The sequence below is a fragment of the Croceibacterium atlanticum genome (genome assembly GCF_001008165.2).
GTDB classification, from domain to species: Bacteria; Pseudomonadota; Alphaproteobacteria; order Sphingomonadales; family Sphingomonadaceae; genus Croceibacterium_C; species Croceibacterium_C atlanticum.
Genome location: NZ_CP011452.2, coordinates 3,222,610 through 3,240,754, shown reverse-complemented (window position 1 = coordinate 3,240,754; position 18,145 = coordinate 3,222,610). Strand labels below are relative to the sequence as shown.

18 protein-coding genes are annotated in these 18,145 nt (G+C 62.6%); 11 read left to right on the top strand and 7 right to left on the bottom strand.

What is annotated here, in order from left to right:
• The first annotated feature begins 28 nt into the window (after nt 1–28).
• The 4 genes from WYH_RS15340 (at nt 29) to WYH_RS15325 (ending at nt 3,698) form a co-directional block, all read left to right on the top strand.
• Nucleotides 29–376, top strand: coding sequence for a c-type cytochrome (locus WYH_RS15340; RefSeq protein ID WP_053833628.1), 348 nt, complete (start codon nt 29–31; stop codon nt 374–376).
• A complete protein-coding gene (locus WYH_RS15335) occupies nt 373–1,989 on the top strand; it encodes an FAD-binding oxidoreductase (RefSeq protein WP_053833627.1) in 1,617 nt (538 codons plus the stop codon). Before WYH_RS15340 ends, WYH_RS15335 begins: the two co-directional genes overlap by 4 nt.
• Before the next feature lie 63 nt (nt 1,990–2,052).
• Nucleotides 2,053–2,946 (top strand): MBL fold metallo-hydrolase, encoded by an 894-nt coding sequence (locus WYH_RS15330; protein WP_053833626.1) that lies wholly within the window; start codon nt 2,053–2,055, stop codon nt 2,944–2,946.
• A complete protein-coding gene (locus tag WYH_RS15325; RefSeq protein WP_046904523.1) occupies nt 2,934–3,698 on the top strand; it encodes an SDR family NAD(P)-dependent oxidoreductase in 765 nt (254 codons plus the stop codon). Before WYH_RS15330 ends, WYH_RS15325 begins: the two co-directional genes overlap by 13 nt.
• A gap of 99 nt (nt 3,699–3,797) precedes the next feature.
• Here the strand turns inward: WYH_RS15325 and WYH_RS15320 are convergent, their stop codons facing one another.
• The 6 genes from WYH_RS15320 to WYH_RS15290 all read right to left on the bottom strand — a co-directional run bounded on the left by WYH_RS15320 (nt 3,798) and on the right by WYH_RS15290 (nt 9,169).
• Complete coding sequence (locus tag WYH_RS15320; RefSeq protein ID WP_046904522.1) at nt 3,798–5,312, bottom strand: SulP family inorganic anion transporter; 1,515 nt, start codon at nt 5,310–5,312, stop codon at nt 3,798–3,800.
• The gene (locus WYH_RS15315) at nt 5,309–6,004 is read right to left on the bottom strand and encodes a carbonic anhydrase (RefSeq protein WP_046904521.1); all 696 of its coding nucleotides are present in this window, start codon (nt 6,002–6,004) and stop codon (nt 5,309–5,311) included. Before WYH_RS15315 ends, WYH_RS15320 begins: the two co-directional genes overlap by 4 nt.
• 138 nt (nt 6,005–6,142) lie before the next feature.
• Nucleotides 6,143–7,456 (bottom strand): ATP-binding protein, encoded by a 1,314-nt coding sequence (locus tag WYH_RS15310; RefSeq protein ID WP_082348028.1) that lies wholly within the window; start codon nt 7,454–7,456, stop codon nt 6,143–6,145.
• Nucleotides 7,453–8,163 carry a response regulator gene (locus WYH_RS15305; RefSeq protein ID WP_046904519.1) on the bottom strand — a complete coding sequence of 237 codons (711 nt, stop codon included), beginning with the start codon at nt 8,161–8,163 and terminating at the stop codon, nt 7,453–7,455. Before WYH_RS15305 ends, WYH_RS15310 begins: the two co-directional genes overlap by 4 nt.
• Before the next feature lie 133 nt (nt 8,164–8,296).
• Entirely contained in the window at nt 8,297–8,584 is a 288-nt protein-coding gene (locus tag WYH_RS15300; RefSeq protein WP_046904518.1) for a hypothetical protein, read from the bottom strand.
• 291 nt (nt 8,585–8,875) lie between these two features.
• Nucleotides 8,876–9,169, bottom strand: coding sequence for a hypothetical protein (locus tag WYH_RS15290; RefSeq protein ID WP_156320161.1), 294 nt, complete (start codon nt 9,167–9,169; stop codon nt 8,876–8,878).
• Nucleotides 9,170–9,285: 116 nt separating this feature from the next.
• Here WYH_RS15290 and WYH_RS17215 point away from each other — a divergent pair, with 116 nt between their 5' ends.
• From WYH_RS17215 to WYH_RS15260, 7 genes are all read left to right on the top strand, one after another.
• Nucleotides 9,286–9,558: a hypothetical protein gene (locus WYH_RS17215; protein ID WP_235979563.1), complete on the top strand. Its 273-nt coding sequence runs from the start codon at nt 9,286–9,288 to the stop codon at nt 9,556–9,558.
• Between the two features lie 47 nt (nt 9,559–9,605).
• Nucleotides 9,606–10,022 carry a Crp/Fnr family transcriptional regulator gene (locus WYH_RS17210; protein WP_244877937.1) on the top strand — a complete coding sequence of 139 codons (417 nt, stop codon included), beginning with the start codon at nt 9,606–9,608 and terminating at the stop codon, nt 10,020–10,022.
• A gap of 69 nt (nt 10,023–10,091) precedes the next feature.
• Nucleotides 10,092–10,592, top strand: a complete 501-nt coding sequence (locus tag WYH_RS15280; RefSeq protein ID WP_046904515.1) for an asparaginase domain-containing protein — start codon at nt 10,092–10,094, stop codon at nt 10,590–10,592.
• A 58-nt stretch (nt 10,593–10,650) separates the two neighbouring features.
• Nucleotides 10,651–11,265 (top strand): TetR/AcrR family transcriptional regulator, encoded by a 615-nt coding sequence (locus WYH_RS15275; RefSeq protein ID WP_046904514.1) that lies wholly within the window; start codon nt 10,651–10,653, stop codon nt 11,263–11,265.
• Nucleotides 11,266–11,571: 306 nt separating this feature from the next.
• Nucleotides 11,572–12,834 (top strand): efflux RND transporter periplasmic adaptor subunit, encoded by a 1,263-nt coding sequence (locus WYH_RS15270; RefSeq protein WP_046905255.1) that lies wholly within the window; start codon nt 11,572–11,574, stop codon nt 12,832–12,834.
• A 49-nt stretch (nt 12,835–12,883) separates the two neighbouring features.
• Nucleotides 12,884–16,069: an efflux RND transporter permease subunit gene (locus WYH_RS15265; protein ID WP_046904512.1), complete on the top strand. Its 3,186-nt coding sequence runs from the start codon at nt 12,884–12,886 to the stop codon at nt 16,067–16,069.
• Nucleotides 16,070–16,074: 5 nt separating this feature from the next.
• The gene (locus WYH_RS15260; protein WP_046904511.1) at nt 16,075–17,487 is read left to right on the top strand and encodes an efflux transporter outer membrane subunit; all 1,413 of its coding nucleotides are present in this window, start codon (nt 16,075–16,077) and stop codon (nt 17,485–17,487) included.
• Between the two features lie 47 nt (nt 17,488–17,534).
• Here the strand turns inward: WYH_RS15260 and WYH_RS15255 are convergent, their stop codons facing one another.
• Nucleotides 17,535–18,080 (bottom strand): hypothetical protein, encoded by a 546-nt coding sequence (locus tag WYH_RS15255; protein ID WP_046904510.1) that lies wholly within the window; start codon nt 18,078–18,080, stop codon nt 17,535–17,537.
• Between the last annotated feature and the right edge of the window lie 65 nt (nt 18,081–18,145).

The window sequence follows — 18,145 nt, the reverse complement described above, 5'->3', positions numbered from 1 at the left end:
AACGGCGGATGTTGGAGGGGAGAGAATTATGGAAAGGCCGAAATATCGGCTGGGCGCCGCATCCGCTGTCTGCGCCGCCGGCATTTTGTTTTTCGCGCAATCAGGCGGGTCCGCCGCCGAACCCGGTTCCCCTGCTTCAGGAGAGAGGCCCCCTGAATTCATCTATGACCGGACCTGCGGCTATTGCCACGGTCACAATGTCGGTCCGATCCTGAAGGGGCGCGAGCTTCCAGCGGAATCGATCGAATATTTCGTTCGGCACGGCAATGGCGCGATGCCGGCTTTCAAGCCGACAGAAATCACGCCGTCCGAACTTGCTGCACTGGCCCGATGGATCAGCGATGCGCCGGCCGATCCACAGGAGAAGGGCCGATGAGCACCGAGATCTCCCGTCGCGGCGTGCTCGTCGGCTCCACTCTGCTCGGGGCCAGTGCAGCGATCAGTCCCCTCGCCCATGCGCGGATGATGCCGCAGGACATGGACCGGGACATATTCGCCGCCGCCATTCGCGAATTGCGCGCCATCGTGGGCAATGACTGGGTTTTCGCCGACGAGGCGAGCACGGTCAGCTACCGCAAGAGCTTCATCCCCGATCTCAAGGGGGAACATATTCCATCTGGCGCGGTCGCCCCCGCCTCGGTGGAGGAAGTGCAGGCGATCCTGAAAGTCGCCAACAAGTACAAGCTGCCGATGTGGCCGGTCTCCACCGGGCATAATATGGGCTATGGCATGGCCACGCCCGCCAGCAGCGGGCAGATGATCCTGGACCTGAAAAGGATGGACCGGATCCTGGACTTCGATGCCGAACTCGGCACGATACTGGTGGAACCGGGCGTCACCTACCAGCAGATCCAGGACTATATCGAAGCGAACGATCTGCCTTACTGGCTGGATGTGCCCACGGTCGGCCCGATCGTGTCCATGGTCGGCAACACGCTGGAACGCGGGGTCGGCTACACGCCCTATGGCGATCACTTCATGATGCAATGCGGCATGGAAGTGGTGCTGGCCGATGGATCGGTTCTGAAAACGGGCATGGGATCCATCCCCAACGGCAATAGCTGGCAAGCCTTCAAATGGGGCTATGGCCCCTATCTGGACGGCATTTTCACCCAGTCGAATTTTGGCGTCGTTACCAAGATGGGCATGTGGCTGATGCCCAAACCGCCAGTCTACAAACCCTTTGTCGTTCGATCGGCCGAAATGTCGGACGTGGCCCGGATCACCGACACGATCCGCCCGTTCCGCATGAACAACCTCATCCCCAATGGTGTGCTGATAATGGGCGCGCTGTACCAGCTGGCCATGTTCCAGCGGCGCACGGACATTTTCGACGGCGAAGGCGCCATTCCGGATGAACTGATCAAGGCCGAGGCGAAACGCAACGGCCTGGGCATGTGGAACACCTATTTCGCGCTTTATGGCACGGAAGAAACCGTGGCCGCGACCGAACCGATCCTGCGCAGCGCATTCGAAGCCGCAGGCGGTGAAGTGCTGACCGATGCCGAAATGAACGGCAATCCCTGGTTCGAACACCACAAGACCCTGATGCGCGGCGGGATGACGCTGGAAGAAATCGGCCTGGTCCGCTGGTGGGGGCCGCAGGGGGGCGCCATCGCCTTCGCGCCGGTTGCCCCGGCCAAGGGCACGGAAACTGGCGGCCAGACCGCGCTCGCCAAGGAGATCATGAACCGGCACGGTTTCGATTATGCCCCGGCCTATGCGGTTGGCGGGCGGGAACTGCACCACATCATCTTCCTGATGTTCGACAAGGGGGACGATGCATCTTCCGCCAGGGCCAACGAATGCATGGACGAAATGATCGTCCGCTTCGGGGAAAGAGGGTGGGCAGCCTATCGGTCCAGCGTTTCAACGATGGATCTCGTGGCCCGCCAGTATGGCGAAACCAATCGCGACGTTAATGCCCGGCTGAAACAGGCCCTGGATCCCAATCATATCATTGCACCGGGGAAACAGGGTATCAGCTAAGGGTCGCACGGGGGGCAGTGCCGCAACTGCCCCCCAAACCCGCAATGGGGGGAGGAAAGGACCATGATACGCCTTTGCCTGGCAGCCGCACTGCTGCTGTTCACCACACCCGCCGCAGCCCGGCCGGACGCTGGATCGCCCCCGCTCGATTTCGAGGTGCTGCGAACTTCCCCCGGGTCGCTCAACGTCAATGTCGCGCTGATCATGGGGGAACGGGATGCCGTGCTGGTGGATCCGCCCTTCACCCTGGCCGACGCCCACCGGGCAGTGGCCATGGTGCTCGACAGTGGCCGGAACCTGACCCATGTGTTCGTGACCCATGACCATCCCGATCACTTCTTCGCCATGGAAGTGATCCAGGATGCTTTTCCTGATGCGAAAATCGTCGCCCATCCCACCGTGGTGGCCGATATCTGGCGGTCCCTGCCCTTCAAGGTCAAACGCTGGAGCCCGATGCTCGGCGATAATGGCCCCGTCCATCCCAGCGCCCCGCAAGCGCTGGAAGGGGACAGCATCATGCTGGAAGGCCACGAATTGAAGGTGCTCGGCCCGATGCAGGGCGATCACATCCACGCCACGGCGCTGTGGGCGCCGTCGATCCGCGCGCTGTTTGCCGGAGACCTTGTTTTCAACCAGATGCATCTGTGGCTGGGCGAACACGATCCGCAGCAGGTGGAAGGCTGGGCGGAATCTCTGACGAAACTGGCCGAACTGGGTCCCGAAGTGGTCGTGGCCGGTCATTCCGCGCCCGGCCTGCCCGATACGCCCGAGGCATTGCAATTCAGCCGCCGCTATCTGGAAATGTGGCCGCAATTCGTGGCGCAGGCGGAAAATTCGGCGGAAATGCGCGCGCTGGTGCGGGCGGAATTCCCCGATGCGGTGGATGCGCTGGATGATTTCATCCTCGGCAATTCCTCGAAGGTGGCAATTGGTGAGGAACCGAAATGGCAGGAATAGACGGGCGGTTTTCCGGCAAGGCGGCGCTGATCACGGGCGGCGCCACCGGCATCGGGCGCGCGGCGGCAATCGCCTTTGCCGCGGAAGGTGCCAGGGTGATGATCGGCGATATTGACGAGCGCGCGGAAGAAACCGTGGCGATTATCCGCCAGTCCGGCGGAGAGGCGGAATTCAAGCCGACTGACGTGACGGATGGCGAAGCGGTCCGCATGCTGGTCGGCAGCTGCCTGGCCACTTACAAACGCATGGACTGTGCGTTCAACAATGCCGGAATATTGCCGCCCCAGCGCCCGATCCATGAAGTTCCGGACGAAGAACTGGATGCCGCGATCGATGTCGATTTCAAGGGCGTATGGTATGCGGTTCAGGCGGAAATCCGGCACTTCCTGACCACAGGCGGCGGCGCGATCGTGAATACTGCATCGGTGGGCGCCGTGATCGCCGATCCCAACATGGCCGCTTATTGCGCGATGAAACACGCCGTCGCCGGGCTGACCAAGGCAGCGGCGGTGGAATATGCTAGGCACGATATCCGCGTGAATGCCATCGCCCCCGGCTTCGTGGTCACTCCGATGACGCAGCACTGGGCCGACAGCAATGAATTCACCGACGCATTCTTCCAGCACAACATATCCGGGCGTGCGGCCGCGCCCGAAGAGATTGCCGGAACCGTGCTGCACCTCTGTTCCGATGCGGCGAGTTTCGTGAATGGCGCCCTGTTCGTGATCGACGGGGGCCAGACTGCCCATTGATGATCACCGCGGCGCGGGCCGCCGGTGTGGGCATGAAACGGCACACAAAAATGTGGCCGGGCGTGGAGGGACACGCCCGGCCACTCCAATGAACCGGCGTTAGGCCAGACGGTCCACCAGATGTCCCGGCCCGACAACTTCCACGCGATTGCCCAGCTTCTTGCGACGGGCGATCCATTCGCGGACCTGTTCGGACGAGGTATGGTCAAAGCCCCTCACGCGATCGAGATGCAGGCGCACCGGGCGTGACATGGGGATTTCTTCCAGCTTGCGGGTCAGGCCGGTCAGGCTGACAAAGGTCGCGCTGCCTTCCAGATGGACGGAGCGTTCTTCGCCCTCATCATCTTCTTCCACCTTCAGGCGGAGGCTGCGCATATGCGGCACCAGCTCGATCAGGGTCAGGGCCAGGCCCACCAGCACCCCGGTCAGCAGGTCAACCGCGACGACCAGCACGAAAGTTGCCGTCCAGATCACCGCCGGCAGCGCACCATAGGATGCGTAGAGATGGCGCACATGGGTCAGGCTGACCAGCCGCCAGCCAGTGACGACCAGCACACCGCCAAGCGCCGCCATCGGGATCTCCCGCAGCAACCAGGGCAGCAGCGAAACGAAGCCGAGAATCCAGAAACCATGCAGGATGGTGGAAGTCCTGCTTCGCGCGCCGGCCTGCACATTGGCAGAGCTGCGAACGATAACGCCGGTCATCGGCAAGGCACCGACAAGACCGCACAGGAAATTACCCACGCCCTGCGCGCTCAGTTCCTTGTCGTAATTGGTGCGAACGCCGTCATGCATACGGTCCACCGCCGCCGCCGAAAGCAGCGTTTCAGCACTGGCGATGAAGGCCACCGCAATCGCCGCAATGATGATCGCGGGGGACATCATCATGGACAGGAAGCTTTCATCCGGCGAACGGACTGCACCGATGATCGATTCCGGCACGTCGACACGGGCAATGTCGAGCTGCAGCATCCAGGCGGCAATTGTCGCGGCCATCACGCCCAGCAGGGCGCCCGGCAGCAGGCCGAAGCCCGAAGGACGGTATTTCTCCCAGACGAGCATCACGGCAATGGTCAGCAAGCCGATCAGCAGGGCCAGTTCGGTCGCCCGCAGGTCAAACGGCGTCAGCCCCAGCAGGCGCGCGGGCATGGCCGCCAGATTGTCGATACCGCTGGAGAGCGGCTGCGCATCGAACAAAATATGGAACTGGCTGATGACGATCAGTGCGCCAATACCCGCGAGCATCCCGTGCACGACCGCGGGGGAGATAGAGCGGAAAAAGGCGCCGAGTTTGAACCAGCCCGCCACCAATTGCAGGGCACCGGCAAGAACCAGCATCGGACCGAGAGCGGACAGGCCGTTCTGGGTGACGAAATCGAACACGATGACGGCAAGCCCCGCCGCCGGCCCGCTCACCTGCAGCGGCGAACCGGCAAACAGGCCAACGACGATACCCCCGATAATGCCCGTCAGCAGGCCCTTTTCGGCCGGCACGCCGGAAGCGATGGCGATGCCCATGCACAGCGGCATGGCGACAAGAAACACCACGATGGACGCGGTGAAATCTCGCGAGAAATTCTGCGAGAGATTTTCCTTTATGGCGGATAGGCTCATGCGGCCTCCCCGGCATAGGCAGGACGGGCCGGGTAACGGGCAGCAGCCGGGAAGGCCACGGGCAGCTGTTCATGCTCGCGCAGCGGCACGAATTCATTGGTCTTGCCTTCCAGGCCGAGAACCTGCCCGGCATGAATATCCACGAACCAGCCATGCAGCGACATTTCACCCGATGCGAGCGCCGTCGCGACCGAAGGATGGGTGCGCAGATGGGCCAGCTGGGCAATGATGTTTTCCAGGCTGATCGCGCGGATCCGCTCCGCACCCTTCAGATCGGGGGTGCAGGTGCTGACGACATGTTCGGCGGCGGCGCCGTGGCGCAGCCAGGCGGCGACATTCGGCATTCCTTCCAGCAATTCAGGCTGGGCCAGTGCCTTCATCGCGCCGCAGTCCGAATGGCCGCAGACGATGATGTCCCGCACTTTCAGCGCTGCCACCGCATATTCCACGGTGGAGGAAACACCGCCATTCATCGTGGCGAAGGTGGGAACGATATTGCCGGCATTGCGGCAGACGAACAGATCGCCCGGCCGTGCCTGCATTATTTCTTCGGGAACGATACGCGAATCCGCGCAAGAGATCATCAGTGCCTTGGGGCTCTGGCCGTCACGTGCGAGCGAGCCGTATAATTCGCTGCTTTTGGGGAATACGCTCTTTTCGAAGCTGAAAACGCGTCCGATCAGTTCGTTCACGGGTTCGGTCCTCCTGAATACGGCCCACCGGATGCATTTCCGGGAGCGCGATCAGGCAGGAAGCTAGGGCGGCAATTTCTCTACCGTCGTGCCGCTTTGTAAGATTTTATTGCTGCACCTGCGAAGACAGCCGAAGCGTTAATTCTTCGCGGCAACCGGAAGGCGCACCACGGCACGCAGACCGCCTTCTGCCCTGTTGGACAGTTCGAAACAGCCGCCCTCGCCGCGCACGATCTGATCGACAATGGCAAGGCCCAGCCCCATTCCAGGCGTATCGCGGCTGCGCGCCTCGTCCAGGCGAACGAAAGGCTGGAGCACTTCTTCAAGGCTCTCCTCGTCGATGCCCGGCCCGTCATCCTCCACCGTAATCACCACTTCGTCGGGTTGGGAGTGGATGGTCAGCCGCACATTGCCGGCATAATGCAGCGCATTCTCCACCAGATTGGACAGCACCCGCCGCAGCGACAATGCACGGCCCTGCATTACAAGATGGGTCGGCCCGTCATAGCGCGCATCATGCCCACGGTCGCAGGCATCGTCGATCAGCGTCTCCGCCATGGAGGCGATATCCACCCGCTCTATTTTGCCCGTGTGATCCAGCCCTTCATTGAAGGTCTGCAACGATTCCAGCAGCAGTCGCATCTCGACGATATCGGCGGCCATCGCATCCCGGTTGTCCTTGTCTCCGGGATCGTTTTCCAGCCGCATCTGCAACCGCGTCAGCGGCGTGCGCAGATCATGCGCGATGGCCGACACGGTCAGCTGGCGATTGCGGATCAGCTGGTGGATGCGATCCTGCATGACGTTGAAGGCGTTGAGCAGCGCCCGCACCTCATGCGTGCCCGACACGGAAATCGGACTGGGTTCATCGCTGCCCACCTTGCGTGTCGCCTCCAGCAGCTTGTTCAGCGGTTGCAAGGCGGCCCGCACCAGCAAGGCGCCGACCAGGACAAGCAGGACGGTGGGCATGATAAGGATGAGCACGCGCTGGGCATTGAAATGCCAGGCCTCGTTCACGTCGGCGGAAAAGGATACGATGGAACGGTCCGACAATATCATGCTGCCGCCGACATCTCCGCCATCGCTCAAGGCCTGGAGATGCAGGCGCAGGCCGGTGCGGTTGAGATCCGGTTCCCGTTCCAGGATCTGTTCGCGCAACCGGTCCAGCTCGATACTGGTGGCCTGTCTGCTGGCTTGCGGCGCCCAGTTCACGGTAAAGCGTTCCGTGCATAATTCCTCGGCCACTTCCCCGCGCATATCGATCGGGGACTGGTCCAGCATGCGATAGGCAACGACAAGCTGATCGGACATGCGGGAGGCGTCTTCCTCCTGCAGGGAAAATTCATTCGCCCGTTCGAAGACGATCGCGTTGAGGATGAAATCCGCCGCGACCACGAGAACCAGAATGCCGAGCAGACGGCCCAGCAGGCTGGACGGACGAAGCAGTTTCACGCCAGCGAAACGTCGGCGCGGAACATGTATCCCACGCCGCGTACCGTCGCGATCGGTGCCTCCTGCCCATCATGGCTCAGCTTGCGACGCAGACGGCTGACCAGCACGTCCACGCTTCGGTCCGACGCATCGCCAATGCGGGAACGGGACATTTCGATCAGCCTTTCGCGGCTGATGGCCCGCTGCGGTTCCTGCAGGAACACGCTGAGCAGATCGAATTCGGCCGTGGTCAGATCGACCAGCGCATCGCTGGGGGAACGCAGTTCCCGCCGGGCGAAGGACAGTTTCCAGTTGCAGAACTGCGCTTCATCCCGCCGATCCGGAGTCTTGAGGGCGCCGTTTCCGTGGCGACGCAGAACTGCCGTAATCCGCGCGATCAGTTCACGATTGCCGAATGGCTTGGCCAGATAATCATCCGCGCCCAGCTCCAGCCCGATCACGCGATCCGCTTCGTCCCCGCGTGCACTGATGAAGATAACGGGAAGATCGCTGTCGGCGCGCAACCTGCGCAGCAATTCGATGCCGTTCGATCCGGGCAGCATGATGTCCAGCACCACCAGATCGACCGGCCCGTTTTCGAGCAGAACCTGCATTTCGGCCCCGGTGGAAGCCGTCCGCACCTGGAAGCCATGTTCCTTCAGGGAACGGGCGACCAGCAGGCGCAATTGGGGATCATCCTCGACGACGAGGATCGTCGGTGCTGTCATAGTCTAACTGTCAGTAGGGGCATGGGGCGACCTTGTTTTTCAACCTATTTAGGTCCGCGCCCGTGCCGCATCAACGGTCGACGAGCGCGGATCGCGTTTTCCCGTGGTCGAAATACGGGCAACCACTTTGCCTTCATTCCTTCACGACGGTGTCATCGCCCTTGCGGGCCGCGAACAGGGTTTTGCCGCCCGCGCGCGCGCGGGCATTGCAACTGCGGGACTTGGTGGGATCGGGATGGCACAGAACCGTCGCCTGCTTGCCCTTGTTCCGGGCAGCTTCCCTGTTCTTGCCGCAGCCAGGCACCTTGTGCGCGAAGGGATGGCACCGCTTGCGATAGGCAGCGAATGTTTCAGGCGAGGCTGCCTGCACCGAAGGCTGGGAAAGGCTTGCGACCGTAAGAGCGAGTGCTGCGGCCAGCATATATTGTCTCCACTTTGTTAGCGGAGCGGGCTGGTAGACTTCAGACTGTTTCGCTTCCTTGCCATGAATGTAATGTTTTATTGCTGAACGAAAAATTGCAGGAATCCGGCAAGAAGGCCCGGTTTGGCGATCCAACCCGGCATATCGGCGGGGCCGGTTTCCGAAGAGGAAAGCCCCCTTGCTTCTGCCTTTGCCCGGTCCCGGCGCGCGGGAATATCGGGATTGGGGTTGCACGGATGCAAGAACCGGCGGACAGCCACGAAGCAGTCTGCCCGCCGGCCTTCCGCCCCCTCAGGAAGTCGTCATCCGCTCGATCGGCGGGTCCACCTTCCACATGCCGGAAGGGAGGAATTGCAAGGCGCAGATCAGCTTGCCATCGCGAAACAGTTCCGACCTGCGATCGGACGCATGTTCCCTGGCCTCCACCAGCGCCTGATAGGCGTCCATGGCAAGGAATTCATATTCCGTTTCTTCGTGAATAGCATCGGCAAGAACCTTCAGACGATAGGCATGAAAACCGTCTGCGCTTGCCGCCGGATTCGCTTCATCGTCAGGTCTGTTCGGCTTCTTCAGCATAGTGTCCATGTAACATGCGGCTTTGCCTCGGCAGCCAACATTTGTTGCTTTGACCGGAATTCTTCGCGGCGATAATCGGTTCCTGCGCCAAGCCAGGGAGAAGCCGCTTGCTTACGGGTCAGTTCTTGAAAGGCCGCCTTCGGCAGGATTTGGCCGAAGAGGAAATGCGGGCGCTGGAAAACGCCATCGACAAGGTCAGCGAAGTCGGCCCGCGACGGGTGTTGGTTGAACGCGGCGCATGGCTGGAGCGGAGCTTCTACGTCATCGAGGGCACGATGTTGCGCTATCTCGACGATCGGAAGGGTGAACGCCAGCTGGTGCAGGTGAATATATCCGGCGAATTCGTGGATCTGCACGGCTATGCGATGAAGCGGCTGGACCACAGCATCGAACGCTGACCAATTGCCGGCTGGCCGAATTCACCCATGCCGCGATCACGGATCTGGTGGCCCGTTTCCCCCACCTCGCCCGTGCCTTGTGGTTTTCCACCCTGCTGGACGCGGCCTTGCACCGGGAATGGATCTTCATGCTGGGGCGCCTGACCGCCGAAGGGCGGATCGCCCATGTGATCGCCGAATTGATTGCCCGGCTGCGCCTGCTGGGCAAATATGATGGGCGAACCTTCCCCATCCCCCTGTTGCAACGCGATTATGCCGATATTTGCGGAATTTCCGCCGTCCACGCCAATCGCAGTTTCCGCACGCTGAAGGAACGCGGCATACTGACCCCGCTGGGCGATGGCAGGATGGAGATACTGGACGAACCGGCCCTGCGCGAACTGGGTGAATTTTCAGGCGATTACCTTTACGGCACCGGACAATTGGCGGTGGAATCATTGCATGATCGGGATCCGCACGCCTAGGCAGCGATTCAACAGGCACAATCCGCGCGAACAAGGTTCGCGGCACCGAAGAAACCGGAAAGACAGATTATGGCGGGTCCATCCCCCATCCTAGTGCTCACCACGGGCGGCACGATCGACAAGCAATATTTCGATGCGCTGAGCGAATACCAGATAAGGGAAAGCACGGTCGCGCGCCTGCTGGAAATCGCCCGCGTAACCCATCCCTTCCGCACCAGGGAACTGATGCGCAAGGACAGCCTGGAACTGACGGATGAGGACCGCCAGATGATCCGCCAGGCGGTGGCCGATGCGGAGGAAAGCCGCATCGTCATCACCCATGGCACGGATACGATGGCACAGACCGCGCAGGACCTTTCCGGCATCGAGGGGAAGACGATCGTTCTGACCGGTGCCCTCGCCCCGGCGCGCTTCATCGAAAGCGATGCCGCCTTCAATGTCGGCATGGCCTTCGCCTGCTGCCAGGCCGCGCAGCCCGGCATATATATCACGATGAATGGTTCAGTTTTTGACGGGCTGCATGTCGCGAAAGATCGCGAAAGGGGCAGTTTCGTCACAACGACCGACTGACGGGTGCGGCATCGCCAAGCTGGACCTCATCGCGCATATACATTATATACCGCGCGATATGGAAAAATTGGATTGCAATACAGATCCGAAGACAAGGGGGCGCCCGCGCGAATTCGATGTGGATCAGGCACTTGCCGCCGCTCTTCGCGTATTTTGGGACAAGGGTTACGATGCAGCCTCGCTCACCGATCTGACCGAGGCGATGGGGATCACACGGCCGAGCCTCTATGCCGCCTTCGGCAATAAGGAAACGCTCTTCAAGCGCGCGCTCGATCTCTATGAAAACGAAAAGCTCGCATATGTCGGGCGGGCAATGCACGCGGCCACTGCCAGGGGCGTGGCGCGCAACATGCTGGATGGCGTGATCGAAACAGTCACCAGTGCCGGCCGCGGATGTATGCGCGTGATTGCTTCTGTCGCATGCAGTCGCGATGATTCCCCGATCCGGCAGGATGTGCAGGCACGCTCCCAATCCGCATTTCGCGTGATAGAGGCGCGTATGCAGCGCGCGATAGATGAAGGCGATTTTACCGGCCCTATCGATGCGGAAACGATCACGCGCTATCTGCTTGCGGTGATGCAGGGCATGTCCGTTCAGGCGGCCGCCGGTGCTTCTGCCGAACAATTACAGCAGATTGCGGACGCCACACTGGCGATATGGCCCAGCCGCTGAACACGCCAGAAATGGTGCGTTGCGAAAAAAATATCGGTCGGTATAGAAATATCGCTTGACCTGAACGCCAGATTACATACTTAGCGGTACAGAAAGCTCCGAATGAAGAGTTCGGGATTCGCTGTCGGCACGGCCGGGCGCGAAGGCCGGATTGCTTTGCCGGATGCGTTTTCCGCAAGGCCCGGAAAATATCGGGCCGTAAATGACCGAATTTTCTGATCGTCACTCCGCAAGCCGCGCGCTTCCCGGGGCGATATCGCACGATTGCAGGGGAACCCGCCGGGCCGCTGCACCGAAGGACCGATGATGAACGATTTGACGCCGATCGATATCGATGAGCTGAAGAAGCTTCGCGAGGATGAGGGTTCGCGCCCCCGTGGGCGCCGTATCTTCTGGATTGTCTTGCTGGCGGGCATCGTGGCGCTGGCCTGGTATCTCCTGTCAGGCCGGGAAGCGCCGGCGGCCGGGCCGGCCCTGCCCGTTGTGACGGTTGCCACTCCGCTGCAGCGCGAAGTCACCGAATGGGACGATTATATCGGCCGTTTCGAGGCCAGCCGCAGCGTTGACCTGCGCCCCCGCGTCTCGGGCGAGATTACCGCGTTGCATTTCCGCGATGGCCAGTTCGTGCGCAAGGGGCAGCCGCTCTTCACCATCGATCAGCGTCCCTACCGTGCCGCCCTGGCCGAAGCGCAGGCCGGCGTCGCCACGGCGCAAAGCGATCTCGCCCTTGCCCAGAGCGATCTTGATCGTGCGCTCCGGCTCGTTGCGGATGACGCGGTATCGCAGAGCGAGATCGATTCCCTCCGCGCGCGAGTGAAGGCCACGCAGGCTGCACTTGCCGGTGCCAAGGCCCGTCTCCGCTCGCGCAGTCTCGACATGGAATTCACCACGGTGCGCGCGCCCATAAGCGGGCGCATTTCCGATCGGCGTGTCGATCCGGGCAATCTGGTTGCCGGCGGAGAAGGCCCTTCGGCCACGCTGCTGACAACGATCAAGGCGCTGGATCCGCTCTATTTCACCTTCGATGGTTCGGAAGGGCTGTTCCTGAAGGCGAAGCGCCAAGGGCTGGCGCGCGGTGCGGCGGTCGATATCAGGCTGCAGGACGAAGCCGGCTACAACTGGCATGGCGAACTGGACTTCACCGATAACGGGCTCGATCCGGCTTCCGGCACGATCCGCGCCCGCGCCATTGTCCGCAATCCGGACAATTTCCTGACGCCCGGCATGTTCGGCAATATGCGCCTGGCCAGCGGCGGCAAGGAAATGGCGATGCTGGTGCCCGAAACCGCGATCCTGACCGACCAGACGCGCAAGCTGCTGCTGGTCGTCGACAAGGAAGATACGGTTCTGGCCAAGCCTGTCGAACTCGGCCCTCTCGTCGACGGGCTGCGCGTGATCCGCGGCGGCATCCTGCCCGATGACCGCGTGGTTATCGAAGGCACGCAGATGGCGATGCCGGGAAGCAAGGTTTCCGCGCGCTTCGACAAGATCGCGCCCCCGGTGGCCGATGCACCGGCCGCCGAAACCGTGGCCCAACTCCCAGCGGGCGAGGCAACTCTCGCCAACTGACGGCGCAACCCCCTCCGCAACCTGATCCAGATTCCACCAGGAGCCCGAAATGCGCCTGTCACGCTTCTTCATCGACCGGCCGATATTCGCCGGGGTGATTGCCATCATCATCACGCTTGTCGGCGCGATCTCCTATTTCTTTCTCCCGGTGTCGCAATATCCGGAAGTCGTGCCCCCCACGGTGACGGTCACGGCAACCTATCCGGGCGCCTCCGCCGAAACGGTTGCGGACACGGTCGCCAACCCGATCGAACAGGAAATCAACGGGGTAGACGGAATGCTCTACCTCTCCAGCCAGTCCACGGGCGATGGACGGGTGACAATCACGGTCACCTTCGAACAGGGAACCGATCTCGATCAGGCGCAGGTGCTGGTGCAGAACCGCGTCGCCATTGCCGAACCGCGCCTGCCCGAAGAAGTGCAGCGCCTGGGCATCGTGACGAAGAAGACCACGCCCGACTTCCTGCTGATCGTGAACCTCATCTCGCCCGACAAGTCGCTCAGCCGGGAATATATCTCCAACTACGCGCAGACGCGGATCAAGGACCGCCTGGCCCGCATCGAAGGCGTGGGCGATGTGCAATTATTCGGCAGCCGCGAGCTTGCGATGCGTGTCTGGATCGATCCTGGCCGTGCCGCCGCACTGAACCTGACGGCGGGCGATATCGTTTCGGCACTCCGCGCGCAGAACGTACAGGTCGCCGCCGGCGTACTCGGCCAGCAGCCGAGCCCTGAAAGCGCGTTCCAGCTCAATGTCGAGACACAGGGCCGTTTCACCGATCCCGCGCAGTTCGAGAAAGTCGTCATCCGGACCGATGCCGATGGCCGCCAGGTCCGCGTGGGCGATGTCGCCCGCGTGGAAATCGGCGCGCAGGATTACAGCACCTCCGCATATCTGAGCGGCATGGATTCGGTGATCATCCCGGTCTTGCAGCAGCCGGGGTCAAACGCCCTTGGTTCGGCCGAGGAAGTCAAGGCGACGATGGACGAGCTGTCCGCGGATTTCCCCGCGGGGCTGGAATATCGCATCGTCTATAACCCGACCGAATTCATCGAACAGTCGATCGACGCCGTCGTGCACACGCTTCTCGAAGCGGTTGTGCTGGTGGTGATCGTGATCGTCGTCTTCCTGCAGAAATGGCGCGCTTCGCTGATCCCCGTGCTGGCCATTCCAGTGTCGCTGATCGGCACATTCGCGGTGCTGGCCATGCTCGGATATTCGCTGAACAACCTTTCGCTGTTCGGATTGGTGCTGGCGATCGGCATCGTGGTGGACGACGCGATCGTGGTGGTCGAGAATGTGGAGCGTAACCTCGAAAAAGGCATGAGCCCGCTCCAGGCCGCGCGAACTTCCATGGACGAGGTGGGTGCGGCGCTGATCGCCATCGTCCTCGTGCTCTGCGCCGTTTTCGTGCCGACGCTTTTCATCGGCGGTCTTTCCGGTGCGTTCTATCAACAATTCGCAGTGACGATTTCCGCTGCCACGGTGATCTCGCTGATCGTTTCGCTGACCCTGTCGCCTGCCCTTTCCGCGCTTTTGCTGCGGCCGCATGAACGGGCGCCCCACGGTGCCTATTGGCGGCAGCTGACCGAACGAGCCGGCGATGCATTCAACCGGGCATTCGACCGCTTCAGCGAAACCTATGGCCGGTGGACGGCAAGGCTGGTGGCCATGCCAAGGCGCATGATGGGCGCCTATGCCGGGCTGATCGCACTGACCGGCGCTGCATTGTGGGCAACGCCGACAGGCTTCATCCCCCAGCAGGACCAGGCATATTTCCTGACGGTAATCCAGCTTCCGCCCGGCTCCTCCACTTCGCGAACCGACGAGGTGGTGAAGAAGGTTGCCGAGCGTGTTCTGCCGATCGAAGGCATTATCGGTTCGGTCATGCTGTCCGGCTTTGACGGTACGTCGGAAACACAATCGGCCAGTTCCGCAGCCGCTTACTGGGTGCTCGACGATTTCGACAAGCGCGCGGCCAAAGGCCAGACGCTGGAAAAGCTCATGGCCCAGGCGCAGCAGGCCACCGCCGATATCACCGAAGCGCGGCTGATGATCGTCAAGCCGCCCATCATTCGCGGCATCGGTTCCGCCGGCGGTTTCCGCATGATGATCCAGGACCGCAATGGCGAAGGTTATCGCGCCTTGCAGCAGGCCGCCTATGGCGTGATCGGCCAGGCCAACCAGCAGCCCGGCCTGGCTGGCGTCTATACCTTCTTCGATACCGGAACGCCGCGCGTGCGCGCCGATATCGACCGTGACAAGGCGCAGATCCTTGGTGTTGCCCCGGCAAGCATATTCGAAACGCTGCAGGTCTATCTGGGATCGGCCTTCATCAATGATTTCAACCTGCTGGGCCGCACCTACCGCGTAACGGCGCAGGCCGATGCACCATTCCGCGACAGCCCGGCGGATATTGCCAACCTCCAGACCCGATCAGCCAACGGTTCCATGGTTCCGATCGGTTCGGTCGCAACGCTGAGCGATACGACCGGCCCCTATCGGGTCACGCGCTACAATCTCGCGCCGGCCGTTGCGGTGGATGGCGATACGGCTCCGGGATATTCGACAGGCCAGTCTCTGGCGACGATGGAAGAAGTTGCAGCCGAAGCCCTCCCGCGCGGAATGGACTTTGAATGGACGGGCATCGCCTATCAGCAGAAATATGCCGGGAACACGGCCGTCCTGGTCTTCGGCCTGGCAGTGCTGCTCGTCTTCCTCGTGCTCGCCGCGCAATATGAAAGCCTGGTGATGCCGCTCTCGATCATTCTGATCGTGCCGATGTGCCTGCTGGCGGCGATGATAGGCGTCAATCTGAGGGGGATGGACAATAATGTCCTGACCCAGATCGGCCTTGTCGTGCTGATCGCCCTCGCCGCAAAGAATGCGATCCTGATCGTGGAATTCGCCCGTCAGGGTGAAGAAGCGGGGCTGAGCCCGGCGGAAGCGGCGGTGGAGGCGGCCAAGACCCGTCTGCGGCCAATCCTGATGACCAGCTTCGCCTTCATTCTCGGATCGGTCCCGCTGGTGATCGCAACCGGGGCCGGGGCAGAGCTGCGCCAGGCGCTGGGTACGGCAGTGTGCTTCGGGATGCTGGGCGTTACCGGCTTCGGCCTGATCTTCACCCCGACCTTCTATGTCGTCTGCCGCTCGCTGGGAGACCGTATCGCTGGCCTGCGCCGCCCTGGCCGCAGGGATGGCGATAGCGATCCCGCCGCGCAGCCCGCCGAATAGGTGCCATGATGAAACTTCGCCATCTCGCCTCCTCATCTCTTTCCGCACTGGCCCTGTCGGCCTGCGCGGTGGGGCCGGACTACGTCCCTTCCACCCCCAATCCCGCGTCGTCCGCCCCCCTCCTTTCCGCAGATGATCCGGCCTTCGCGCCGGATCCCCTGCCGGCCGATTGGTGGCGGCTCTACAACGATCCCGTGCTGGACCAGCTGGTCCAGGATGCACTGGCGGCGAACACGGACATGCGCCAGGCGCTGGCCCGGATCGACCGGGCCCGTGCCGGCCTGCGCGGTGCGCGAAGCGATCGCCTGCCGCAGAGCGAAATCGGTGCCGGGGCAACCTATAACCGCCTTCCCGAACAGCAATTGCCCGCAGGCCTGGACCGCGAGGCATGGAATTACGACGCCGGGATCGACATTGCCTATGAAGTCGATCTGTTCGGCCGGGTCGGGCGCGGGGTCGAAGCGGCACGCGCCGATCTCGCCGCCAGCGAGGCTGATGCCGATGCGATCCGCGTGATGGTCGTGGCCGACACTACCCGCGCCTATGCCGATGCGGCATCCGGCGCTGAACGGTTGCGCGTTGCGCATGAAATTGTGGACCTGCTCGACGAATCTCTCGAACTGACGCGCAAACGCCATAAGGCCGGGCTGGAACACGGGCTTGCCGTGGCGCGCATCGCCACATTGCGCGATCAGCGCGCGGCGGAAATTCCGGCACTTGAGGCGCAGCGGCGCGTGGCGCTGTTCCGGCTGGCCACGCTGACCGGGCGTGCACCTGCCGAATTGCCTCCCATCGCGGGAGAGCGCAGCATGGTGCTGGAAATCGAACAGCCGCTGCCCGTTGGCGACGGGGCGCAATTGCTGGCGCGCCGCCCCGATGTGCGGGCCGCGGAACGGCGCCTGGCCGCCGATACGGCGCGGATCGGGGTCGCCACGGCGGATCTCTATCCGCGTATCACGCTGGGCGGCGCGATCGGATCGACCGGGCCCGATCTGGGCGATATCTTCACCAGCGGCCCTCTGCGCTGGGTGCTGGGTCCGCTGCTGAGCTGGACTTTCCCCAATCAGGAACCGATCCGCGCCCGGATCGACGCCGCCGAAGCCGATGCCAGCGGCTCGCTCGCGGCATTTGACGGTACAGTGCTGACCGCGCTGGAAGAGGCGGAAACCGCGCTGACCAATTATGCCGCCGCGATCCAGCGGCGCCGTGCGCTGCAATCGGCGAGCGAGCAGGCGGACAAGGCCGCCCGTATCCTGCGGGCCCAACAGCGCGAAGGGGCGGTCAATTCGCTCGACAGGCTGGATGCCGAACGGACCCTGGCTGAAGCGCGCGCGCAATTGGCAGCGCAGGATGCCACCGTGTCCCGTGCGCAGATCGACGTGTTCCGCGCCCTGGGCGGAGGCTGGAGCCAGGGCTGAAAGCCACCCCGGGCGCCCCGCTGATCTACACGCCGTCGCGTGCTGCCCTAGCGCACGCGGCGGACGCGCGCGGGCTGCTGATTGTCATAGCGCAGGAGATAGCTGCCCAGCGATCCGCGTTCGATCTCTACCTTCGATCCCCGCCGTGGCGGGCGATAAGACAGCGGCATGTTGTCGGAATATTCCCAGCTGGCGCCGTCTTCCAGCGTCACCAGAAATGCGCCCGGCGACCGTTCGGAAATCGAAGCGATAACGGGCGTGAAGCTGCTTTCCCCACGCGGAGGGGGCGCGTCTTGCCGGACGGGCGCGACAGCAGCCCGGGTTTGCGTTGCAGCACCTTCAGCAAACGCCGGGCTGGCCGGCTGTCGATCCTGCCCCCGGTCCGGCACAGCGGCCGCTGCTGAAGGTTCGACCCTGCGGATATTATTGTCATAGCAGGACACGCGCGCCATCGGATCGGCGATTTTCGCGCATTCCAGCAGGATATTCAGCACGATGTCACGGTCCACTTGCGCCGATACCGGCAGCGGGGCCGCGGCGAACGCGGCCGCGCCCGCCACGGTGAGAACGGCCCGGTTCGGAATGATCGGCATGTATACCCTCCCTTGCCCAAACGCCTGACAATCATCTGCAGATCATCATGGCCGGCCCCCGGCGC